The sequence below is a fragment of the Nonomuraea sp. NPDC002799 genome, assembly GCF_053592075.1.
In genome coordinates, this window is the sequence record NZ_JBSFVA010000024.1 from 101,561 (window position 1) to 125,658 (window position 24,098).

Consider the following 24,098-nt stretch of genomic DNA (forward strand, 5'->3'; position numbering starts at 1 on the left):
GTCGGGGGTTGAACAGGGCGTAGGAGTACGAACAGCAGGCCGCGACCATCGAGCAGATGCACCGCGCCCTGACCGCTCGGAAGAGCTTCTGGGACAAGATCCTTCCTGGCCGGATCCTGATCCTCAGCGAACGGCCCGCCGCCGCAAGCTCTCGATGTCGGCGACGAACCTGTGCGCCGCTCGCACATCGCTGTCGTCCACGTTTCCGCCGCTGTGCCCGATCGTCCTACGGCGTTCGCTCTCCACCCAGGCGGCGTTCGCGGTGAGGTGCTCGTGCAGGGCGGCGAGGAGCGAGTCCGCGCGGCGGGTGATGGGGCTGTCCGGCGAGACGTCGTACTCGATGCTGAACACCGTCGCCCGCCCTGCCGCGAGCTCGCTCAGGCGGTAGCAGAGATACAGCCCGCCGAACCCGGCGTACATGTTGAGACACACACCGAGCGGCACCAGGTCGGCATCCCGCGCGAGGACGGCGGCCTCGAGTTCGTCGGTCTCGTCCTCCTCGGGACCGCCGTGATCAGGCGGGACGGCGAGGTCCCACGGCTGGTAGGTGTAGTCGAACATGAGCACCGGCTTGGTGACGAGCACGAAGAACTCGTCGGGGAACGCGACGCCGTAGCACTCGCGCAGGACCTCGCGGGGCCCGAGGCCGGTCTCGTACAAGGCACGCGCCAGGCGGGTCATCGACGCGTAGTCATCGCGAACGGCCTCCGCGCGGAGGCGGTCGAGTGGGTTCTCGGTCACGAAGATCCGCCTCCGCCCTGGTTCTGCTCACTCATGATGGTGTCCAGCAGCCGGTGCAACCGGCTCCACGTGGCCCGGAGGTCCTCAGCCGTCATCGCGTTGATGATCTGCTCGGCCACGTTCTCCGCCGTGCGGATGGCGTCCACCATCGCCTTCGGCTTGCTGTCCCTGACCGCCTTCTTCGCGATCTTGTTCGCGGTCCTGTGCAGCGACTTGATGCGTGAGGTGACCTCGCGGCCATCGGCGGCCAACCGGGGGTTGTCCGTCATGATCAGGACGATGTCCTCGACATGGCGGAAGAACGCGTCCTGGAGCTGGGCCTGGAAATCCTTCCTGACCTGCTCCGGCAGGCGCATCAGGTCGGCGTCGGCCTTGACGAGCTCTCTGGCCAGGTTCTGGGCGCTTGCCGTGGTCTGGGACTGCAGGATCAGCACGTAGGCCTCGTGCGCGACTCGGATGCGCTCGTTCGCGAGGGTCATGCCCTGCTTCGCCGCGATGGCGTGCGCAGGGGTGACCTCGAGCCCACGCGGGATGTTCCCCGGCGCCGAGCTCGTCACCGTGCTCACCTCCGGCGCGAAGTGCAGGGTGAACTCGACGCCGAAGACCCGCATCAGCTTGTTGCGCAAGAACCGGCCCTCGGCCTCGCCGATGCCGAAGAGCCCGCCCTGGACCCGCAGCAGCGCTCTCGTCCGCAGCTTCTGGAAAAGGCCCTTGACCGCGCCCTTCCTCAGGTCCAGCAGCTTGATCAGCATGTTGGGCTCAGTGGGGTAGAGCATCTGCGGGTGCGCCTTGTTGATCGCCGCCCGGATCGCGTGGTCCACCTCGTTGGACCACAGCGTGAGCTGCCTGCGGCGTCTGGCGTCGCCCCGCCGCCACTTGAACCCGCCGAACCGGTAACCGCCGATCACGATCAGCGGGTGCCGGCCGAGCTCCTCGAGGACCTGCACGTAGGCGGCGAGCACGCCCATCGTGTTCTTCGCCGTGACGGAGGTGTCGGCGTCCTGGCCCACGCCGTACACCACGTCGTTCATCTTCGCGAGCACGCGCGTCGCGGTCCGCACGTAGGACGAACCGAGCACCTCCTCGCGGAAGAGCCCGAACGGCAACGCCTCCTTGGCGCGCAAGCCCTTCTCCCTCTCCTGGGCGAGAGACTTCTTGCCGGCCGGCAGCTTGGCGAACTTCCTGCGCACTTCGGAGAGACGGACGCGGGTCCTCTTGCCTTTCTTGACGCGGACCCAGTTCGGGGTCCAGAGGAAGCCGAAGACGGCCATGATGAGGTCCGGTCGCGTGTCGACCTTCCCGATGGCCGTGTCGATCTCGGTCTTTCCCTTGCTCGCGTCGAGGTGTTCCATCGCGTTGATGCCGATCACGACCGCGGTCCGCGCCGCAGCGAGATCCTCGCTGCCACCCTCCCATGCCGTGGTGATGTACCGCACGGCCATGTCCGACTTCACCTCTGACGGGATGGTGGCGATGGTGACGACGAACCCGATCCGCCGGTCGCGCCCTTCCATCGGGATCACGGTCGCCTTCAACTGGCTCACCGCACCCTCGCGCCGCTTGATCGTCATGCCCTTCTCGGCCTTGTCGATCTCGTAGGGGAAGTCCTCCTCCGTGAGCTCGACCTTCGGCGTCTCCTCGGCCGGGTTTATGGCGACCCGGATCGCGTAGTCGTCCTCACCGAACTTCTTGAGCTGGATCGACGTGAGCCGATGGCGCCGCTTGATGCCGGGGAGCCCTTCGCGGACGGACTCCTGGGTCGCGTCCTCCGCGCGCAGCAACTTCAGCGCGTCACGGACGGCCGCGTCGAGCGCGCGCTTCTTGGCCTTGTCGGACCGCTTGTCGGGCTTGCGGTCCGTACGGCGGTCGGGGCGTCTCTTCTTGGGGCGTCTCTTCTTGGGGCGGCGCCGGTCGGGGAGGCGCGGTCGGGTACGGTCCCTGACCGGCCTCCTCGGCGGCTTGGCCGGCTTCTTCGGCCGCTTCTTCCTGTCCAGCGCCGCCTTGAGCTTCGCCCAGAGCTTCTTGACCAGGCCGACGATCTTGTCGATCACCCAGTCGATGGCACGGTTCACCGGGCGGGCCAGCTTCTGGAAGACCTCCCGGACCTTGCCCGCGATCCCGCCGATGCCCAGCAGGGCCGCCAGCGCGCCGATCAGGACCGGGATCGACTTGGCCAGTGCGCGTTCCACCAATGCGGGCACGCCGCCACTGCCGCCCCGGGCGATGGCGATCACCGCGTCGAGGACGGCGTTGACGAAGTCGACGATCTGGCGGGCGTTGGTGACGATGAAGCGGATGATGTCGATGATCATCTTGCAGGCGCGGATGAACGCGGACGCCGGGTTGAACAGCGACACGATCCAGGTGATGCCGGCGATGACGATGGTGGGCAGCAGGTAGGAGACCAGGTTGCCGATCAGGTCCTTCTTCAGGTTGCCCACGCGGTCCTTCAGGTCGGGCCACATGCCGGCGACGCCGCGTTTCTTGGTCTCCGACACGATCGGGATGCTGGTCTCCGCCGCACTGACGGCCTGCTCGGGGACCTTGCGGACGAGTCTCGCCCGGATGTTCGCCCATGAGAGGCCGAGCAGCCCCGCGAGCATCGTGAGGATGCCGACGATGTCGAACCCCGTCGCCAGTTGCAGGCCGGCCGAGGCCCCGACGCCCAGCAGCCAGGCCAGCACGCCCTGTTCCAGGTGCCGGCCGGCGTTCTTGGCGAACAGTTTGAGACCGCCGCCGACGCCGGTGACGAGGTTGCCGAGGAAGCCGATCGGGTCCTTGAGAATGGCCTTGACCGCCGAGGCCGCCTTGCGGAGCACACCCAGGAGCAGGGAGCCGAGCTCTTTGATCGTGCGGATGACGCCGCCGATCGCGTCGGCCGCCTTGGACACCAGGCCCTTGTTCTTCTCCCTCTCCGCCGCGATCTCGTCGTCCACCGACTTGACGGCATCCTTGTACTTGGTGGCCAGCGTGTCGACCAGCGCGGTGCCCTTGTCGTCAACCGTGTCCCGCAGCTCGTCGAACTTGCCCTCGAAGTCCGTGGCGGCTTCGCGGCCGATCGCCTGCAGATCCTTGGGCAGCTTGTCCACTGCCGCCTTGAGGTCCTTGCGGCCGGTGGCTATGCGGTCCTTGGCGCGTCTGAGCTCGCGCTCGATGGTGTCGGCGATGTCGGCGATCACCAGGCGCATCGCCGCCAGGTAGTGGTCCTTGGCCGTCTCGTAGATCCGGTTGGCCTCTTCCGGGAGGTCGGCGAACAGGTCCTTGAACCAGCGGGCCTTGCCCTTCAGGCCGGAGTAGCGGCGGTCCTTGTAGTCCGCCATGCCTCTCTCGTGCTCGGCGGTGAACTTGTCCCGCGCTTGTTTCTCCTGCTTGGTGAACTGGTCGTCCACCATCTTGTCCAGGTCTGTCAGAATTTTCTCCACGTCGCACTTGGTCTTGTCGAAGACCTCCTGCAGGACCGCGGTGACCTGGGTGCGCTTCTCCTCGTCGGTGGTCCTGGTGCTGACCTTGCCCGCGCCGACGTTCTTGCCCGTGGTGATCCTGGTGGCGTGCATGGCGGCCATCGCGGCGGCGCCTCGGGTGGCCGCCACGGCCTTGACCTGCTTGATCTCCTTCGCCTCGCCGGCCCGCAACTGGCCGGGGGAGGTCGCCGAGTGGGCCTCCATGGCCTTCTTGTCCTTCACCGCCTTGGAGAAGGTCGGCTCGTTGGACTTCGTCAGCTGCGGCTCGGTGACGGCCGCGTCGGCCATCTGCTGGTTGACCTGCGCCGGCCCGGCCGACATGTCCGTCGCCGACGCGGGCAGCGGGTCCGGGGCGGCCTGGTCGGGGTTGGGTGCGCCGGGCTTGCCAGGCGGCTTGTCACCGGTCAGCGGCACGACCGGCTTCTCGTCCGGTGCGAGCTTCGGCCTCGCCCGGGTGGTGTCGGCGATCTCCTTCGCCGACGTCTCCTTGCCCTCGCCTACCTTGCCCTGGACTTCCTGCTTGACCTGTTCGGCCTTGCCTGACTCGCCGAAGGTGTCGGCCTCGTCGAGGTTCTTGGGGGCCTGCTTGGCGACCGCGGCCTCGACGGCCTGGACGAACTCGGTCTTGCTGAACTCCTTGGGCTGGGCGGCGTCCATGTCCTCGGCGTGTGCCGCCTTGCCGCGCGCCTCCCGGTCATCTCCGGGTGGCACCGAGGCGGCCTGTGCCGCGCCGGCCTCGGCCTTCGCCGGCGGGTGGCTCGAGCCGACACGCCGCTTCTTGGCGCCGACGTCCTTCTTCAGCGTCTGGAACTTCGGGTCGGCACCCGGCGAGCGCGGGCCGGCGGCGTCCTGTTTCCCGTCCGCGCCCTTGTCCTGGACTTCCCTCTTGGCCGAGCCGGGGTCCTTCTGGTCGGGCGCGGGTGCCAGTGGCGCGGTCGCCTTCTCCAGGGGCGCGACCGGCTTCTTCTTCGCCGGGGCTGTCCCGGACTTCTCGGCGACGGTGGCCGGTGTCGTGGGAGCCGTCGCGAGTGCTGTGGGGGCGGGTGCTGTGGGGGCGGGTGCTGTGGGGGCGGGTGCTGTGAGGGCGGGTGCTGTGAGGGCGGGGCGCGTCCCGGCCAGGGTCGCGACGGCCTGGTTGCCGACGAGGTTCTGGCCGGCCAGCAGCATCTCGCCCCGCCAACCCGATGGCAGCGCGTCGGTGCCGGACGGCAGCCCGCCCATCGCCGCCGTGACGGCCGCATTGCCCGCGGGCGTCTGCGCCCGCACCACGTCCGCCGACACCGGATCCATCGCGGTGCGCGGGCCGCGGGTGTCCGGCAGTGCTGTCACGGCCGCGGCGGTCCTTGGCCGTGACGTGTGGATCTTCAACGGAACAGGCATCCAGCGTTCCCACTACGAGCGGTACTCCGCCAGATGATGGCACCGTGCGCGTCGCGCACACGCTGTCCCGGCGTCACCCAGGCGTCACCGCGATCAGACTGCGACGGCGCCACGGAACGGACACCGCCGCCGGTCCATCAGCTGTCGCTTTCGATTCGTCGAGCGCCGTCGAAGCCCTTCAACTTGTTGATGACGACCTCGCCGAGAATCTGGCGGTGGAGTCGGCATGAAGTTGTTTCCGTACTGCGCAGGGACCCATTCTCGAAGAACTTGTTGGACGTGTACGCGCCTCCGCAAATGTCGAAATACGTACATTTCTCAGCGCAGGCCGCGACCCCGTGGGAAATTTCCTGAGAAAAACGGTCGAGGGCCGGCCCCGACAGGAGAGAGTCCAGCGATCCCGGAGAGTTGATATTGGCGATGACGAAGTCATTGAATTCTTCGCTCTTCCCGCCGGCCAGCTCAGGGCTCGAGGTCGATATGTCGCCATTTTTTTGGATAGTGATAATCGCCAGAGGTTGAGTCTCGTATGGTATACGCTGATAGCCGGGATCGGAGATCTTACTTTTTATTACGGCCAGAAACTCCGATATTTCCCTTATTTCGATGGCGGCGGGATCCTCTCTCCATCGATCGAAGATTCGATCCGCGAAGGCACGATACTCTGCGGCGATCGCATCGATCTCTGATCTCTCACCGCTCAGCGATGACACCATATTGCCGTTTTCTATCTCCTCCACGTTGAAGCCGACGCTCTCGAATCCGTTGTCGATGAAGAAATCGAATATCTCATCCGGGTGCTGGAGGCTGGTCCGGGTGAGCACACAGAGCGCACCCGGGCGGACTCCCCGCTCCTTGAGTTTCCGATAACCCCTCATCACCGCGCGGTGAGAGCCTTTCCCCGACCAGTTGACCCTGTTGGAATCATGCAGAAACTGTGGCCCGTCTACACTTATGCCGACGGACATGTCATATTTTGTGAAGAGGTCACACCAGCCATCATCGACCAATGTTCCGTTTGTTTGAACCGATTTCCCCACATTGAGGTTTTGAATGTTATGAAGCGAGATCAGGCGCATGGCTTCTTCGAAGTGTTCTACGCCGGCGGTCAACGGCTCGCCGGCGTGCCAGATGAACTGGACGTCCGGGTGGGCAAGAGGGCTGTGCAGCACCTTCTTGATCGACGCTTCCAGCGTGGCGAGCGACATCATGAAGCCGTCACGTCGATGTGGCACATAGCAGTAGCCGCAATTCAGGTTACACAAAGACGTGGGCTGCAGGACAACCTGTCGTATGACCGATCTCATCGAATGTCAACCACCTTGAATGAGCCTTGTGCTCCTGGAAATCCAGAAGCACAAGACTTGACCTTTGTCGATTCACCTATCGCATTTTTGTGAATGAATCCCTGAAGGACCTGCTTGCTTCGAGACCCCCAGACCGGATGGTGAGTTCGGTCAGCTCTTCCGGGTTGATCCCCTTAAGCTTTTCCAGGAGCTCTATGCAAGCCTCGACTGATTTCTCGTTCGTGGACATGGTGATCCCTTTCCTTCTTGCGGCGCTCCCGAAACAACGTGTACATTGATACCCCGCGTCGATACGGCACAACGGGCGGCTCGGAAGATATATCATCAATCTCCCGCAATGCGAACCTTTAATGGCGATGAGGTTCCGATGTCATGGACGGACGTTCGCGACACGACGTCGCCAGAAGAGCGATTTCGTCCATCGCTGTTCGGCGGCGTAGTACTTCGCGCGCTCAGTCAGATAGTCCCGGGCCAACTGATCGATGGCCGAAAGATACGATTCGACGGCGTGCGGGTTCCGGTCCATGGCGCCGGCGATCGCCATGGCGGCCCGATGTCCGGTGGAGATCGCCGTGATGATGCCCTGAGAGGACAAGGGGTCGGCTGAGATCGCCGCATCGCCGGCCGCAAGCCAATGTTCGCCTCCAGGAGGCCGAAGCACCGAGCTGCAGGCGGAAAAGATTTCCGGTCCGACCAGCGGCTGATACTGGAATTGCTGATGTACCTGCCGCATGTGCTCGGTCTGCCTCAGTCGTGCCAGCCAGTGATCCAGATCTCGCATGGCCCTGACGTCAGGGAGGTCGCCGTCCGTCAGGTAGACGAAGATCCGGCGCCCTCGTGGGAGCAGCGCGGTGTACCACCAGCCCTCGGGGTCCGCCTCCACCATCGTCATCGCATCGACGTCTCCCAGGATTCCCGGAGTGTGCAGCACCGAGATGGCGACGAGTTTGTCCTCGTGGATCCGGCGCGCGCCCAGCCGCTGGGCGACGACCGCGGCACGGCCGCTGCAATCAAGTACCGCATCCGAGTGGATCACCATCTCTTTCGTGGTGTCCCTGAGGCTCATCACCCCGCCGGCGCCGGTCGGTTGCCACACGACGTGCGTGGCGCGGGCCAGCACGGCACCGCTGTCCCGTGCGGCATCGACGAACATCGCGTCGAACGCGCGTCGATCCACATGCCAGCCGTGGCCATAGGGGCTGAAGATGAAGTCGGTGTCGGTGAGTTGGGAATCGCCCCATGCGGAACGGTTGCCGTACGACGGGAGATGACCGCCGGCCAGGAATCGCTCCCAGAGGCCCAACGTCTCCAGGAGCGGTTGCGCGGTGGGCGGCAGACCCTCACCGATGCTGATCGACCGGCTCCGACAACGCCCGACCAGCAACACGCGGGCGCCCTTACGAGCCAGGCACAGTGCCGCGGTCGCTCCGGCCGGGCCGGCACCGACCACGACGACGTCCACGCGCAGAGGTTTCGGCACGAGAACCTACCGGTGCTGACGCGTCGTCGCGATTGTTTTCCCTTTCACTAGTGGCACGCCCCACCACCCGGTCCGTAGTGGCGGCGTTCCATCCCTTGGAGCTGTTCCGCCGTCAGAGGCGCGGAGTTCAGTGTGCGCGCCTGGACCACGGCGGCGTGGGGTTCCGCGGGATCTTCCGCCGATATGGGAGCGGCAGCGTGGACGTTGGTCCTCGGTACGGGGACCGCCTTCTTGCGAGCTATGCGCTCATCCTGCTCCGGCAAGGGACAGCCAGCGGCAATCCAATCGATGATCACCTCACGAGCCGACCGATCACCGAGCTCCGGTATGGTCTGGATCAGGAAAGCAGACATACGCCGTGGTTGTGCCAGCAGTTCCTGTACGAATCGGCTCTCATCCACCTTCCCCGGAATGATCCATCCGTTGTCGGAATCAGCCAGAGCGGCCATCAGCCGTCCGGGCTGATCAATCTGAAACCACCAGCTCACCGGCTTTGTTACGTGCTGTTCATCCCCTTGGGCGGGATCGACATAGGTACCGGCCAGTTCGAAGCCCACGTGGTCGGGGACCGCCATGGCGCGTGGCCTGAGTTCACGCAGGAGAATGCGCATCGCCCCAGCGGGGTCCAGGCCGGTTCCCAGAGGCGCCGGAGGCAGGGAGTTGATGTACTGGGCCAGAAGTTCCTTGTCCTGGGAGCTGAATACCTTCAGCATCGGGCCGCCGAATTCCATCATCGAGAAGATGCGGCTGTTCTTCGCGTCACCCGGTGTGATCAGATCCGATTGCACAAGCTGCTGAAGGAATGCGTCGGGCTCGTCGAACCAGTCGTTGATCAGGTTGGGGCCGAGGCGCCTCGTGCCGTGATTCAGCTGTGCATAATGCCGCTTCTGCCCAAACATGTCCCAGACGCGATCTTCCAGCGAGGGAGGATTGGTGAAGATATACCACCAATCCCCGCCGCCTACGAACTTGAATGCCAGATACCCGTTCCAGACGCGACGCCAGTGCTCTTGCATCTCCCGCTCCCCGCTCTCCTCGCGCACGTGGTCGAGATAGCGGATGACCGCGTCGCGGGCTTTGGCTCCGTGACCGCTGACCGCATTGTCGATCGCCACATGCAGCTGGTAAAAGAGCGGGTCGTAACCGTGATAGTCGTACAGCTTCACCATGGCCGGCAGGAATATGGCTTCCCACTCCAGGTAGAGGGTCATGCCCAGCAGTTCGGGGGCGTAGGTCTCCGGAAACTGAGCGATCGCCGACTGGTAGACCGGGCTGATGTAGGACGAGTCCCAGATGCTCGGGTCGTCGGCGTACGCTCTGCTGGCGATCGGCGGTAGGCGGATTCCGGCGCTGTGCAGCAGATCGGTATAAACGTTGGCATGGTTCTGTGCCGGGTCGCCGTTACCGATCTCGTCCGACCAGATCTCGAACAGATACCCTTGAACCTCGCTGCTGGGCCCGGCCTGCGCGATCCTTTCCAGCCACGATCCGTCAAGCTGGTTGAAGGGAGCGAGCTGCCGAATACGCTCGATCACCTGGTCCGCCGTCTTGAAGAGCGGCTCACCCGCACCCGTGGCCGGGTTGTAGGCCTCGGCCGCACGGCGTTCGCGCTCGTAGATCTTCTCGAGACGGGCCCGGAAGGTAACCGCGTCATAGGCGAAGTAACCGTATTCTTCCAGCTCGACGTATTTGTCCAACTCTTCCCATGCCAGCCGCAGGTACTCGTCGGCGAGCTCCCGAGCCTTGGGCAGGAAATCCGCGTGCTGCTCCAAGTTCAGGAGATAGTAGAAGTAGTCTCGGAAGGGCTGGAGCTCGTAGCGACCTCGTTCTCCTTCCACATAAACCGTCTCGCCGAAGGCGTTACGTGGAACCACGAAACCGAGACGGCTCCAATTGGGCATTCCTTCGTGGTTCTCGGCCACCAGGTCATTCTTCCCCCGGTGACGTGTCCGTCGACGCCACTCCATATCGAGCAGGCTTTCCCAGACGAGCCTGCCCGCCGTCTCATCCGCCAGGCGGGCGGCGTAGTCGTCCAGTGTTTCCGTCGGCTCTGGGTCGGGAATCCGGGTCTGTTCCCGGAGGAACATCCGGATTGATCCGTAGACGGTACGGCGCTCCGGGTCCGCGATCGCAGGACCGCCGAAGTACTGGGTCAGCGTCCAGTCCGGGTTCTTCCTCGGAAGACTGAAGGGGGTGTTGGCGTCACGCGTGAGGCCTGAACGGTCCAGAAATTCCTGCAGGCGGCGTAGGTAGGCACCTTCGAACTCTCCCTCGGCCGGGAACGGCACCACCGCCAGGTAGGCGCGGACGAAGTTCGCCAGCTGTCGCCGCCACAACATCTGATAGGCCGCCGCGTTCGTGATGGAGGCCCAGTCCGGCGACGCTGGATCCAGCGGCGGCCAGGACGACAACCGCGGGCGTGACGGAAGCTTCAAACCGATGCCTCGTGCCCACGGCCGGCGATCGACGAGAAGGCTCGCGAGGTCTCCTCGCCCAGCTTCGCCGGGGAACTCCTTGAGGATTCGCTCGTAGTCGTCAGCCGGAACGACGTCGTCAGGCCGGATCGACGGCCACCAATGGTCGCGACATTCGTAGAAGTCGGCCTGCCACGGCAGCGCCATCCAGCGGGTGATGTCACCCGCTGCAAGCTCGTCGCTGAAGCGGAACGCCTCACTGTAGGTCTGTGCGTAACGAATGACAGAGGTGAACTCGATGCCGGGGAAGAACCCTCCGCCCTGGCACGACTCGAGGCTCGCGCGAGTCAGGGCAGCGGGTTGCTGCGCTATGGGCACGACATCGAGGGACGACGGCGGTGCCAAGGGCAGCGGCGTGGACCCGTCCCAGTCGTTGACGAAGTCTCCTTCCTTCCAGCGGGCGAGCTTCCGATACTGCATGACGGTCAGCGAGAGCCACGTGCTCGGCGCCTGGTGGTTGGTCTCGGCGTCATAGATGGGATGAGTCAGGTCTCCCTCGTCACCGGAAAGGGGCGGCATGAACGACAGATTGGCCTGATTGATCGCCTCCTGGCTGGAAGGATGAAGCTCATCGACCGCAGGTTGTCTGGTGTCGAGACCGGGATGATGCAACAGGGGAGTTCGCAGGCGCGCGAAGATGCGGCGGTGCGGCGATTGCGCCGCCTTGGCCAGCCCCGGGTCAGCGAGAACCTGGAGCGTCCCCAGGTCGACGAAGTCGCCTGGCTTCGCCGACGAGTGGCCCCGACGCGCCCGATCGCTGACCCATTGGTACATGCCCAGCCGATGAAGAACCGGATAGACGTCACGGACGAACATCACCGGATCGTCCTCGGCCGGTCGGGGACCCAGCTCCGCCTCTGACCAGGCAAGGTCGTGCTCGACCGCGGCCTGGGTCATGACGTCATAGCCCGTCACGACGTTCTGGGTATGCGGTGAAAAGTGCGGAGGGGCGACGATCACCCAGGCACGCCCACGAACCGGCAGTTCCTCGCCGGTATTCAGCTTCACCGTCACAGTGACGGGGCCATCGGCGGTGTCGTCATACCAGCGATCGTTGTTCGCATAATGCGCCAAAGGATTGTCTGGAAGGGCACTGGCTGACCGACCTCTGCCACCCAGAACCAGGAGGCGGCCGGAATCATCAGTACGCAGTTCACCTAGATGGACCTTCTCCGGCCAGGTGAGAAAGCTTCCGTCCAGCGGCCCCGATCGTCGGCCACGCCCGCTTACGCCGGCCGACACGGGTCCTATGACAAGTCCCTTCCTGCTGTCCCCATGCACGTCTTCATTGCGTCGGCGAGCTTGTTCAAGGTTGCCTTTGAGAATCTGATCGACGCGCTCCGCGCCGGCGAACTGCCACCACTCGGCCTTCCTATTGGCCAGTTCAACGCCCCAGGTGATGTCGGCGACATCCGCATGGTCGGAGTTGAGTTCTGCAACGATCCGATCATGTTCGTCGAAGGCATAGACGCGAAAACAAGCGGCCTGGCGCTTGACGCGGCCCTGCGCGTCCTTATAACAACCTCCGTTGGGAGGTACGAGTCCAGGCACCTCCGGACCCACAAAGTACTCATCGGGGCTGTTTCCCAGCCGTGCGATCCCGATGGGCGGGAAAATCTTACAGTAGGAAATCCTGCCGTCTTGAGCGGCGGGATCGTCAGAGTGGCGGAGCGTGGATTCCCGGACGGTTTCATCTGAGCCCCGACCCGCAGCATCTTCCTTCATCGGTTCTTCCTTCAAGCTGAATCTCGCAATAATGTTCCGGATGGCGCGAAGCGAGCATCGCGCCATCCTCGTACGCACTCATTCGCTTTGAACGCGTCCTCGCCGGCAGGAAGGAATTGCAGCGTGATGCCGGCGGCCGCCCACCCTGGCCGAAAGCGACCTCCATGGTGGTGCACCTGGGACCGTTGCCAAGATGCCCGATGGGATACCGTCTCAACCCAGCTGCAACACATATCTGTAGGAAATCGATCGCCATTTTAAGGATCGGATACGGTTGCCGCGCAGCGGTCCGTTGTCGCCGTAGGCTTCGTCCGCGGCCACCCGGCCGAAGGACACGCCGGCGGCGAAAGCCCGTTCGATCATGGTCTGCAGCATGAAGGACTCTGCTGGTCAACTCGTTTCAGGCGGTCAAGGCTGACGTGGAGATTCTCGCCCTGCGTCAGCAGATCACCGTGCTTGCACAGCAACTCGGCACCGACCCTAGGGTGAGATTCGCCCCGAGGACCGGGCTTTTCTCGCCGCGGTTCTGACCTCACCGCCCCGCGAGGTCCTGCACCGGCTGCGGCTCCTCGTCCGGCCGGACACCCTCCCGCACTGCGCGTACGAACACTTCTACGACCAACACCGCGCCCACCAAGCCCTGACCCCCGCTGCACCCCGTCCCGGACCCGATCACAGACCCGAGCGCATCACCGACCGGGAACATACGCCGACGAGACCGGCTCGGCGGAGTCCTCCACGACTACTCACAAGCGGCTTGAACTGCACGGATGGAGTTTTCGGCAGGCGCAGAGCCATCACCCGCGGGCAAGGCATGGCAGGATCACGGCCATGTCCCCCAGCGTTCCCCGCCTCCGGATCGGCTCGACCGAGATCATCGCCCTCGCCGATGGCGAGGGCCCCTTCTTCTCCCCGCGCGCCGAGGCCTTCCCCGAGGCCACGGCCGCTCAGTGGGCCGCGGCCGACCGCTACGACCCGGGCGCGGTCGACGCCGAGGGCCGCTGGCGGCTCCAGTTCCGCGCGTACGCGATCCGCAGCGACAAGGGCCTCACCATCGTGGACGCCGGGATCGGTCCGGCGGACGGTCCGGCCCGCTCGTGGGCGCCCGTGCCCGGTACGCTCCCCGACTCGCTCGCCGCCGCGGGCATCGACCCGGCCGAGGTCGACACCGTGGTGCTCACGCATCTGCACACCGACCACGTCGGATGGGCGGTCGTGACCGAAACGGCCGTCCCATCAGCGGGCGACGCGGTGGGCGGCAACGCTTCGGCCAGCAGCGCGGTGGGCGGCGCTCCTGCGCCCGGCAGCGCGACCAGCGACCGCCGTCCCTACTTTCCGAACGCCGAATACCTGCTCCAGCGGGCCGAGTTCGACGCCCTCGACGCGCTCAACCCGCAGCTTCGCGAGACCCTCACCGACCCGCTCGCGGCGGCCGGTCGGCTCCGGCTCCTCGACGGGGACACGCCGCTGCGCGCCGGGCGCACGGTCGCCACGCCCGGTCACACGCCCGGCCACCAGAGCGTGCTGGTCGCCGACGGGCGCGAGCTGGCGCTCGTCACCGGCGACCTCCTGGTACACGCGCTCCAGCTGCTCCACCCCGAGCTCGCCTACTCGCACGAGATCGACCCTGAGGCGGCCAGGCACTCAAGGAAGCGCATGCTCGGCCACGAAACCGCCACCACGCTGCACCTGGCGACACCGCACCTGACGGAGCCGTTCATCTCGGCGTGATCGCGGCCGTCCGAGCCGTTCGACACGGGCCAAGCGACCACCCCGAGAATTCACCGGCAATCAGAGACTGCCAGCGTAGGAAGATCACACCCGAACGACGGTTACTCAAGCGCCGTCAGGTGGACACAACCGCTGTCCGCGGGACGCCCACCAGTTCCAGAGAAACTGCGCGAACTGAGGCGATCAGGCATCTCCTGATGGGCCTGGAAGATGCGGGCTGCCGAGCGCGCTTTCCCTGAACCAAGCAGCCCCGCTGCGCCCGTCCCCGATCCGATCACAGACCCCGAGCGAATCACCGACCTGAACATACGCCGACGAGACCGGCTCGGTGGCATCCCCCACGAGTACGCACATGCGGCTTGAACTGCACGGATGGAGTTTTCGGCAGGCGCAGTCCTGAAGGAAAACCGGCATGCCGCCTGACCTGGCCGGATCATTAACCGGCACCCGCAGCGTCGGGCGACAGCCGGCGTGCCGCCTCCAGGACCTCACTGGGCTCATATCCAGCGCGCAGAAAAAGTTCGCGTTCCCCAAGCACGGATACCCCGGCTTCCACTAACTCTTTCCATCCAAGTCTGAGGCGGCAAGGAAATACGGAAACAACGCGTTTGACGACACCCTCGCCTCGATCGACTTCGGAGATAGAAGGAGGTAGAGGAAAATCTTCATCGACAACTTCCTGGAAGTCAATCCGGACGTATGAGATGCCCTCCATGCGACCTCTGATACTCCACAGGAGTCTCTGCAGATGCATTATATCCTCAGCCCTCCATCCGACACTCCTCAAATAGACGGCAGGGAGAATGTGAAGCTCTTTGGTGACTTGGAATATCACCTTGAACTCTTTGGCCGTCAACTGAACGGACTTATTCACCGACGAATCACTCCAAAGCATCAAAGTAGTCCTTTCAATTTTCTGGCGTGAACACCGAACCATCATCGCCCTCTTCAAGAACTACCGCCCTCTTGTCCGGATTCCAGTGCGTTCAACTGTACCTGCCGATAAATTACGTCCGCCCAGGCATGACTCTGCGAGGGCTTCGCGTGGCGTGCGCGAGTTCCGGCCACCTTGAAGAGGAGAACGCGTGCGGCAGGATGGTCAGCCGTGCTCCTTCGCCTGGCCTACCTGACCGTCGAGAACGCCTTCGCCGCGCTGCGGCTGCTGCCCCTGAGCGACCGGGACAAGGATGTGGAGATTCTCGCCCCGCGTCACCAGATCACTGTGCTTGAACAGCAACTCGGCGCCGACACCAGAGTGCGATTCGCACCCGAAGACCGGGCCTTTCTCGCCGCGCTTCTGACCTCTCTGCCCCGCGAGGTCCTGCACCAGCTGCGGCTCCTCGTCCGACCGGACACCTCTTGAACTGGCACCGCGATCTGATGAAACGGCGTCAGGCCCGTACCTGCAGGCCAAAACGTGTACCGCGTCAAAACACAGCCACGATGGCTGATGTTGCTGGGCCGCAGCCAATCGTCGAAGGACATGGAAATCATGGTGTTGCGTCACGAGGTGGAGGTGCTACGGCATCAGGTCGGACGCCCGAAGCCGGGACTGGGCCGATCGAGCCGTTCTCGCGGCGTTGGCGCGGTGAGCACCACGCGGATGCCCTCGGTCGTGAACACCTCATCGAACAGAGCGGTGAACTTGTGCCACCGATCCGATCGCCCAGGTCAAGTCTCAGGTTGCGGGCGTGCTGGGTCACTCAGCCGGCAGTGGGGGTTCGCCGTGACACCCAGCACGTGCACCCGCCGGGTGGCGTGCTCGACCACGGCGAATCAGTACAGCCGCGCAAGCATGACCGTCTCCACGCTGAAGAAGTCACAGGCCAAATCCCGGACGCCTGAGCCTGGAGGAACTGAGCCCAGGTCGGACCGCTACGCCGGGGCTGGATCGAAGCCGGCCCTCTTCAAGATCGCCCACACGGTGGCGGGGACACCTTCCGGCCCAGGCCGGCAGTCTGCCCAGCGATGCGCCGGTATCCCCAGTCCGGATTTTCGGCGGCCAGGCGCAGCACCAGGGCTCGAATGGTGAGTCGGATCGGTGGCCGTCCCGGCCCGTGCTCGGGGTAGGTCCAACGTCGCTTCACCAGATCGGCGTGCCAGCGCAGCAGCGTTCGCGGTGTGACGAACAGGTGACACCGGCGGCGTCGGGACAGGAGTCGCGCGAGCGCGGAATGCTAGCCCGGTCCGCCCACGACGGCCTGTGGCTGGCGGCGAGGGCGGGCATCGACGTCGCGATCGAGCGCCTCGATGCCCTGCTTCCAGTCCACGTACCGCTTACCAGGAAAGATCGGGCTGCGGCCGTGGCCTGCTGCTCAGCGAGCCGTCCATTCCCGCCTGAAGAGCAGCCGTCCTGGAGGGGGGCACCGGCGGCCTCACCGAAGCGGATCGAGGCCGCCTGCTCGACTTGCGAAGCCATCCGTCTACCGGGTCAGGACGACATGCAGGGCCGGGTGGTCGGTGTATCTCATGCCGACGGTCTCGGTACGGGCGTAACCCATGTTGGCCGCGAACACGTGCTGGACGCTGCCGTCCCCCTTCCTGAAGAACGGCGACGCGTTGCAGTCCTGGACGTTGGGACCGATCAGCGGGGCGTACTTGAGGTTGAAGTCCCCGGCCAGGAACGTCGGCTTGCCCGCCAGGGCCTTGTCACGCAGCATGGCGATGGCTGACTTGCACTGCGCCATGGCAACGCTGCCCGTGGTGGACAGGTGGGTGCTGCACCCGATGAGATCGGTGAATTCGGCGCACACATAGACGCGCTTCTCGCTGCCGCTGTCCTGGGTGGCGTACACGCCGGAGATGACGATCCCCGCAGCAATTGACTGAAATATCAGCCCATTTCCGTATTCATCACCGTTCGTGCAGCGCACCGGCGTGCCGTCGGGCCGCCGAGCGGGCGCGAACGTGCTGAACCCGTTCCCCATGGCTGCGGCGAGTTGCGGGAGGTCGTTCCTGCAGATCTCGTTGAGCGACACGACCTGGGGTTGTTTGGCGATGATGACGGCGTTCGCTTCCTGGATGGTGGCGGCGCCGTTGTAACAGGAGGTGTTCACCCCGCTGTGGCACAGATTGAGTTGGAGCACGCGGTACTCCTGGGCCGCATCCGCAGGGGACGCCACCGAAACCACCGCGATCAGGACCACGACGGGAAGTCGGATCAGCAGGCGATGACGCATCAGCTCTCCCTCGGCAGAGACACAGCAGCTCGACAACGAGTTCAACAGAACCGCCGGTCCCGGGCAACCCTCCAGCCACCTCACGGGCCGCCACCAGCGCCCTGCGGGCTCGATAACTCGAATCACTACCAGCGCAGAGCCCCTTGTCCGGTGGGCGGAAGGGGTCAGGGCACCGAGCGGCCGGCCCGAGTCGGCGAGGATCACGTCCACGGCGCCTGCTCTCTATGCCCGCACCGCTGCTACGCCGCGACGTCTCCAAGAAGGCGGAACTGCTGGTGCTTCGGCATCAGAACGCGGTCCTACGCCGACAGGTCCCACGGGTGCGGTGTCACCCATCCGATCGCCTGTGGTTCGCGGCGCTCTCGCACCTGATTCCAGCACCGGCCCATGCACGCCGTATCACCGCTACGATCCCGGAATGCGAAGTGGTGCCCTACTTGTCGGGTTCTGGGTATGTGCGGCCGTGCATCTGGTGCTGGTGGCCGGCGAGGTGGCCCCGTTCGGGTCCGTGACCAAGGCGATGTTGATGCCACTGCTGGCCGTGTGGGTGGCCTCTGCCGGAGGGTCACGAGGGCTGGTGGCGGCGTTGCTGTTCTCCTGGGGCGGCGACGTCTGTCTTGACATCGACGGGTTGTTCATCCCGGGCATGGCGCTCTTCGCCGCCGCCCACGTCAGCTACATCACGTGCTTCGTACGCCGGGGCGCCCTGCGGAGGGTGCGGCCCGTGATCCCGATCGTCTACGGGATGGCCTGGCTGGCGGCCATCGTGGTGCTGTGGCCGGGGCTGGGCGACATGCGGGTGCCGGTGGCCGCGTACTCTCTGCTGTTGTTCTCCACCGCCGTGATCGCCTGGGGCATCGGCCGGCGGGCCGGCGCGGGCGCCCTGCTCTTCCTGCTGTCGGACGGCCTCATCGGCGTCGACCTGGCAGGACTCCCGCGGCTGCCTCTGCAGGGCGTCGTCGTCATGGCGACCTACCTGGCGGCCCAGTACCTGCTGGCCTCGGGGCTCATCTCCGCCCGGGCCACGTCCGCTCCCGGACGCCCCGGCGTCCATCCGCGCCAGTAGACGGCTCACGAGGATGCCCGCGCGGCGGGAGTGTCGAAGTCCTGCCGGCAGGTCGTTAACGATGCAGGTCAGAGGGTGTGCTGTCTGAACCTCTCACCACGGAGGTACGCCGTCCCCATGCCCTGGACGAGCGAGCCGCCTCTCCGTAGTCACTCTTCAGGGGGTGGACAGGTGTCGATCGGCAGGGATAGCGGGCAAGTGATCCCGGCGGAAACGATCAGGGCAGCGCGGGCGGCCAACCCGTCCGGCACGGCGGCCATGTGGATCCGGGACCGGCTCGCGGGCATCTTCACCGAGGCTGACTTCACCAGTTGATTTCCGGCCGATGGACGGCGAGGCTTGTCACCGGTGATGTCAGCCCTGGTCAGCGTCCTGCAGTTCGCGGAGATCCTGACCGATCGCCAGGCGGCCCTGGCGGTGCGGTGCAGCACGAAGTAACGGTGCTGCACCGCCAGGGCACCGCGCCAAGGCCCACCTGGCCGGACCGCGTCCTACTCGCCGCACTATCTTGACCACTGCGCGAGATCGGTCAGAGCTTGATCCGCACGAGGTTGCGGGCCTTGAGCGCGTAGAGGGTGCGGCCGTCCGGTGAGGCGGCCAGCATCGGGTCACCGTACGTCTGGGCGGCCAGGCCGGACACGACCGTGGAGACCGTCATCGTCCTGGTGTCGAGGCGGTAGATCTCCATGCCGTCGGTGCCGTAGATCTTGCCGCCGGCCTGGATCAGCGTGCCGGTGCCTCCGGCCGTCACCGGTACCGGGACGGTCCTGGTGACCTTCTTGCTCCAGGGGTCGAACTCGAAGGCGACGCCGGTGGAGGCGATGCCGTACAGCTTGCCCCGCTGTTCGGTCAGCGCGGCGATCCGCTTGGCGCCCGGGACCGGCGTCAGGCTCCACCGGACCTTCTTGGTGAGCAGGTCGAAGGCGGCGAGCTTGGCCTCCTGCTCGACCGGGGTGGTGCCGAGGCCGCCGTAGATCTCGCTGCCGATGTAGGCGGTGCCGAGCAGGCTGGTGATGGCGCGTACCGACTGGTTCGGGATGACGTCGCGGAAGGCCTCGACGGCGTTCGTGCGCGGGTCGTAGAGAGCCAGAGCGCCGCCGTGCAGGCCGTACTCCGGCTGGGTGCCGACCAGCAGGCGCCCGGTGAGCTTGTCGTAGTGGGCGCCGAGCGGCCGGTTCTGCTCGGCGCCGACGCGGGTGAGCCGGCGCAGGTCGGAGCCGTCGGGGCGCATGCGGAACAGGTACGCCAGGGTGTAGACCGACAGGTAGACCTGGTCTCGGATCGGAGTCATCACCTTGGCTTCGCCGGGCAGGAACGTGCGCGTGCTCGTGCCGGTCGCCAGGTCGTGCACCTGAACCCCCGCCTTGCCGCTGACCAGCACCTGATCCTTGGTCGCCGTGATGGCCATGGCCAGCTCGGGCGCGGGCGGCATCCCGGCCTGGGTGAGGTCGACGCCGGTCAGTTCCTTGGTGGCCGGGTCGTATTCGACGACCGAGCTGGTGAGCACGCCGACGACCTTGCCGCCGCGCAGGAAGATCCGGCCGAAGGACGCTCCGTCGTACGGCACGGCCAGTTTCTCCGTCGTGGCGGTGTCGCGGTCGTAGCGGTAGAGCGTGCCCGAGGGCCGGGTGCCGAAGTAGACGTCGTTGTTGGCCGCGTCGATGCCGATGGCGGTCACGTAGGAGTCGCCGGGTGCGTCGACCAGCGTGTAGGTGGAGGGGTTTGCGGTCTCCATGAGCATCATGTCACCGGTCGCCGACAGTCCCGCGGCCAGCAGTCCCTGCTCCAGGGCGAGCGTGCCGACGAAGGTGCGGTCGGCCAGCTCGGGCGGGAGGATCTCGCGCTTGGCGCCGGTGGCCCGGTCGATGGCGATCAGGTGTGCCTTGGCGCCGACGCCCGCGTAGATCGTGGTGTCGTCGACCGCGATGCTCCGGACGTACTGCTCCCCGGCGACGGCCTGGCCGAAGTCGCGGGTCTTGCCGGTGGCCGGGTCGTACTCGACCACCCGGCCGCCCGGATACGTGCCCGCGTACAGCTTGCCGTCGCTCGCGGCGTCCAGGCACCAGATGAAGTTGTCGGGCTTGACGTCGGCCACCTTCACCGCGGTGCCGGTCGTGGTGTCGATCTTGTGGAGATCGCCGGGCGTGTACGTGCCCACGTACAGGTCGGTGCCGACGGCGGCGGTCGCCCACGCGCCGTCGCCCGAGGGCAGCTCGGTGATCGAGGTGACCTTGCGCTGGGCGGGGTCGTAGGCGCCGATCTTGGTCGGCTTGATGCCGCCGGTGGCCACATAGAGCTTGTCGCCGACGAACTCCGACCCGCTGATCGAGGTCACCGAAGAGGCGGGCCCCAGATCCTCGACGACCGGCGCGGGCGCTCCGGTCACCAGACCGACGGCCAGAGCGACCGCGACGACTGCGTTGAACGGCATGGGGGATGCTGCCTTCCATTTACGGACTGGGCCGATATTTGCGCAAGTCGTATCACGGAAGGCGAGAATCAATCAAGGTTGCGCAACACCGCACGGCGCATCTCATCGATCATGGCCGGTCTCCGATCTTGCGCACGTTGCCGGCCACCCGCAGGCACAGGTCACGGAGGACGACCAGATCCCGCGGGGGGAACCGGTACCGCTCGAATATTGCGTTACGAGCCCTGAGCTGTGGTTGAGCGGCGTGGTGGTGTTCGCTGATCGTGCCTGCGGCGACGGGTTTCCGGCGGATGGATCGCAGGTCGTTGAGGTCGGTCACATCCCGGGCGGCCTGCGTTGCGATGTCCGGGGGTCGGCGATGTCGGCTGTGATCATGGCGGTCGTGATGAGCCGGTGCAGGAGCGTTTCTGTGGTTGGTCGAGTCCGGCGCTGGCTGCGGCTTGTGGTCCGTGGCCGGCCACGGACCGCACTATGGCCAGGGCGACGGTGGTGGCTTCTGCGAGCGAAGGACCGGGGTCAGGGCCCGCGTGTCCGAGTGGAGGGCTTGGGCGCACAGCGTGAGCGTTTCCGCGAGTGTCGTGCGGTCCGGGTCGTCGATCTCGGCGAGCATGACGGCTTCGATGCTGTCGAGGGAGCGGTCGCATCGCCGGAGGGTGCTCAGGCCTTTCGGGGTAAGGCGGGTGCGCAGAGCGCGGCCGCCACGGGGATGCGGGTCGCGGCGGATCAGGCCGCGTTGTTCGAGGTCACGGATGACCAGGTTCATCGCCTGCGGGGTGACGAAGGCGATGCGGGCCAGGTCGGCCGAGGATGGGGCGTCGCGCAGGCGCAGCTCGCTGAGCGCCATGTATTCGGTGGTCGTCATGCCGTGCCGGGCGAGCGCTTCATCCAGGCAGGCGCGGATGCGGCGTTCCAGCCGGAACACCAGGTAGCTCACACGGGGCGGCGGTGCGTCCGGCGCAGCGGCCGCGGGGACACCCGGATCGGTCACCAGGAGAGGATATCGCGCCCCGTCAGAACGGGCCCCCATGTAAGTTTCCCAAAACCCGTATCAAGGACCTTGATAGCAAGTTACTTGATAACCAGGGGAAACAGCTCTCTGCCAGGTGAACCGGTGGTCATGCGCGCCAAGCGGGCATTGACGGTGGATTGTGGCCCTTCTATTGTCCAGCGACCGATGTCAATACGCGGCGGACCGATCCGCGGCGCGCCGCGGATATGGACAGGAGGAGCGCGAATGAGACGATTGACCACGGTGCTGGTTAGTGCCTGCGCCGCGGCGCTCTTTGCCGTCATGACCGTGGTACTCGGATCGCCGGCCGTCGCCGCCACCCTGGTGGAGGTGACCGGCTTCGGCAACAACCCGGGCAACATGCGGATGTACGTCTATGTGCCGGACTCGCGCCCGGCCTCGCCGGCGATCGTGGTTGCGATGCATGGCTGCGGCGGCTCCGGTCCCGGCTTCCACCAGAGCAGTGAGTTCGCCTCGCTGGCGGATCGATATGGCTTCATCGTCATCTACCCGACCGCCACGCAGTCGGCAGGGTTCGGCAACTGCTTCGACACCTGGTCGGACGCGGCCAAGCAGCGCGGCGGCGGCAGCGATCCGGTCTCGATCACCTCAATGATCGACTATGTCGAGCGGAGCCATCAGGGAGACCCGAACCGGGTCTACGCCACTGGAAGCTCGTCCGGCGGCATGATGACCCAGCACATGCTCGCCGTCTACCCGGACGTGTTCAAGGCAGGGGCCTCCTTCATGGGTGTTCCCTTCACCTGCTTCGCCGGCGCCTCCGACTACCCGCCCGGAAGCAGCAGGTGCACCGGCGGGAGCATGGACCGAACACCCCAGCAGTGGGGCGATGCGGTCCGCCAGGCGTACCCGGGATATTCCGGCCCCCGCCCGCGCATGCAGTTGTGGCACGGCACCAGCGACACCCTCGTCCCCTACTCGCTGCTGCGAGAGTCGATCGAGCAGTGGACCAATGTGTTCGGGCTGAGCCAGACCCCGACCAGCACCGACACCCCGCAGGCAAACTGGAACCGCAGCCGGTACGCCAATCCGTCCGGCACCGTGCAGGTGGAGGCGTACAGCATCCAGGGCGCCGGGCATGCACTTCCGCAGAGCGGTATGGCCCTCCACGCCATCGAGTTCTTCGGCTTGACCACCAGTCAGACCGACACCACGCCGCCGACCACGCCAGGCACCCCGGTCGCGTCCAACGTGACCGCCGCCAGTGCCACGCTGACCTGGACCGCATCCACCGACCAGGGCGGCTCCGGCTTGGCCGGCTACAACGTCTACCGGGAGCAGGGCGCCACGGACCCGCAGCTCGGCCAGTCCACCACCACCTCGATCACCCTGACCGGGCTGAGTGCCAACACCCAATACCAGGTGTACGTACGGGCGCGTGACGGCGCGGGCAACCTGTCGGGCAACTCCGCGCCGGCCACCTTCACCACGGCCGCCACCGGAGGCGACACCACGCCGCCGACCGCCCCGGCGGGGCTCACCGCCTCGGGCACCACCACAACCGGCACCAGCCTGACCTGGACGGCCTCCACCGACGACACCGGTGTGACCGGCTATGAGATCCTGCGCGCTCCCGGCGCGACGGGCGGCACGTTCACCCAGGTCGGCACCTCGGCCACGACCTCGTTCACCGACACGGGCCTGACGGCGAACACCACCTACCGCTACCAGGTCCGGGCGCGCGATGCCGCCGGCAACGTCTCACCGGTCTCCAACACCGTCCAGATCACCACTCAGGGAGGCACGACCGGTGCCTGCTCGGCCACCCCGACCGTGCAGTCCCAGTGGGGGAACGGGTATGTGATCCAGCCGCTGACCATCACCAACACCAGCACCTCGACGATCACCAGCTGGACCGTCACCTTCACCCTGCCGGCCGGGCACACCCTGACCGGCTCGTGGAACGCCACCGTCACCACCAGCGGCCAGACCGTCACGGTCAGAAGTGTCAGCCACAACGGCACGCTCGCGCCGGGAGCCGGCACCACCAGCTTCGGCTTCCAAGCGAGCAGGCCCAACGGCAACACCGCCCTGCCGTCCGGCTACACCTGCGCCTGACCGTCAGCGCGCTTCCCTGATCACGGCCCCGTCAT

At 65.8% G+C, this 24,098-nt stretch carries 14 protein-coding genes; 4 read left to right on the forward strand and 10 right to left on the reverse strand.

Translation table 11 applies throughout. The annotated features are described in order from the left end of the window. Nucleotides 1–123 precede the first annotated feature (123 nt). The 6 genes from ACWD0F_RS34510 to ACWD0F_RS34535 all read right to left on the reverse strand — a co-directional run bounded on the left by ACWD0F_RS34510 (nt 124) and on the right by ACWD0F_RS34535 (nt 12,943). Nucleotides 124–741 (reverse strand): hypothetical protein, encoded by a 618-nt coding sequence (locus ACWD0F_RS34510; RefSeq protein WP_449883252.1) that lies wholly within the window; start codon nt 739–741, stop codon nt 124–126. Further along, the gene (locus ACWD0F_RS34515; protein ID WP_449883255.1) at nt 738–5,531 is read right to left on the reverse strand and encodes a phage tail protein; all 4,794 of its coding nucleotides are present in this window, start codon (nt 5,529–5,531) and stop codon (nt 738–740) included. The genes ACWD0F_RS34510 and ACWD0F_RS34515 overlap by 4 nt, the downstream gene beginning before the upstream one ends. A 188-nt stretch (nt 5,532–5,719) precedes the next feature. After that, on the reverse strand, nt 5,720–6,889 hold the full coding sequence (gene grrM / locus ACWD0F_RS34520) for a cyclophane-forming radical SAM/SPASM peptide maturase GrrM/OscB (protein WP_449883258.1): 1,170 nt from the start codon (nt 6,887–6,889) through the stop codon (nt 5,720–5,722). Between the two features lie 370 nt (nt 6,890–7,259). Further along, entirely contained in the window at nt 7,260–8,351 is a 1,092-nt protein-coding gene (locus tag ACWD0F_RS34525; RefSeq protein WP_449883260.1) for an NAD(P)/FAD-dependent oxidoreductase, read from the reverse strand. A 65-nt stretch (nt 8,352–8,416) separates the two neighbouring features. Next, nucleotides 8,417–12,568 (reverse strand): LodA/GoxA family CTQ-dependent oxidase, encoded by a 4,152-nt coding sequence (locus ACWD0F_RS34530; RefSeq protein ID WP_449883263.1) that lies wholly within the window; start codon nt 12,566–12,568, stop codon nt 8,417–8,419. A gap of 213 nt (nt 12,569–12,781) precedes the next feature. After that, complete coding sequence (locus ACWD0F_RS34535; RefSeq protein WP_449883363.1) at nt 12,782–12,943, reverse strand: hypothetical protein; 162 nt, start codon at nt 12,941–12,943, stop codon at nt 12,782–12,784. 456 nt (nt 12,944–13,399) lie between these two features. On the opposite strand from ACWD0F_RS34535, the gene ACWD0F_RS34540 reads away from it, so the two are divergent. Beyond that, the gene (locus ACWD0F_RS34540; RefSeq protein WP_449883266.1) at nt 13,400–14,299 is read left to right on the forward strand and encodes an MBL fold metallo-hydrolase; all 900 of its coding nucleotides are present in this window, start codon (nt 13,400–13,402) and stop codon (nt 14,297–14,299) included. 436 nt (nt 14,300–14,735) lie between these two features. Here ACWD0F_RS34540 and ACWD0F_RS34545 read toward each other — a convergent pair whose 3' ends face one another. After that, nucleotides 14,736–15,251, reverse strand: a complete 516-nt coding sequence (locus ACWD0F_RS34545) for a hypothetical protein (protein WP_449883269.1) — start codon at nt 15,249–15,251, stop codon at nt 14,736–14,738. 153 nt (nt 15,252–15,404) lie between these two features. Here ACWD0F_RS34545 and ACWD0F_RS34550 point away from each other — a divergent pair, with 153 nt between their 5' ends. After that, complete coding sequence (locus tag ACWD0F_RS34550) at nt 15,405–15,662, forward strand: hypothetical protein (protein WP_449883272.1); 258 nt, start codon at nt 15,405–15,407, stop codon at nt 15,660–15,662. A 1,060-nt stretch (nt 15,663–16,722) separates the two neighbouring features. Here ACWD0F_RS34550 and ACWD0F_RS34555 read toward each other — a convergent pair. Next, complete coding sequence (locus tag ACWD0F_RS34555) at nt 16,723–17,688, reverse strand: hypothetical protein (RefSeq protein ID WP_449883274.1); 966 nt, start codon at nt 17,686–17,688, stop codon at nt 16,723–16,725. Between the two features lie 253 nt (nt 17,689–17,941). On the opposite strand from ACWD0F_RS34555, the gene ACWD0F_RS34560 reads away from it, so the two are divergent. After that, a complete protein-coding gene (locus ACWD0F_RS34560) occupies nt 17,942–18,544 on the forward strand; it encodes a lysoplasmalogenase (RefSeq protein ID WP_449883277.1) in 603 nt (200 codons plus the stop codon). Between the two features lie 529 nt (nt 18,545–19,073). On the opposite strand, the gene ACWD0F_RS34565 is transcribed toward ACWD0F_RS34560, so the two are convergent. Both ACWD0F_RS34565 and ACWD0F_RS34570 read right to left on the reverse strand, forming a co-directional pair. Then, a complete protein-coding gene (locus ACWD0F_RS34565; RefSeq protein ID WP_449883279.1) occupies nt 19,074–20,975 on the reverse strand; it encodes an outer membrane protein assembly factor BamB family protein in 1,902 nt (633 codons plus the stop codon). A gap of 469 nt (nt 20,976–21,444) precedes the next feature. Continuing rightward, nucleotides 21,445–21,963 (reverse strand): MarR family winged helix-turn-helix transcriptional regulator, encoded by a 519-nt coding sequence (locus ACWD0F_RS34570; protein ID WP_449883282.1) that lies wholly within the window; start codon nt 21,961–21,963, stop codon nt 21,445–21,447. Between the two features lie 303 nt (nt 21,964–22,266). On the opposite strand from ACWD0F_RS34570, the gene ACWD0F_RS34575 reads away from it, so the two are divergent. After that, nucleotides 22,267–24,063, forward strand: a complete 1,797-nt coding sequence (locus tag ACWD0F_RS34575; RefSeq protein ID WP_449883285.1) for an extracellular catalytic domain type 1 short-chain-length polyhydroxyalkanoate depolymerase — start codon at nt 22,267–22,269, stop codon at nt 24,061–24,063. Nucleotides 24,064–24,098 lie beyond the last annotated feature (35 nt).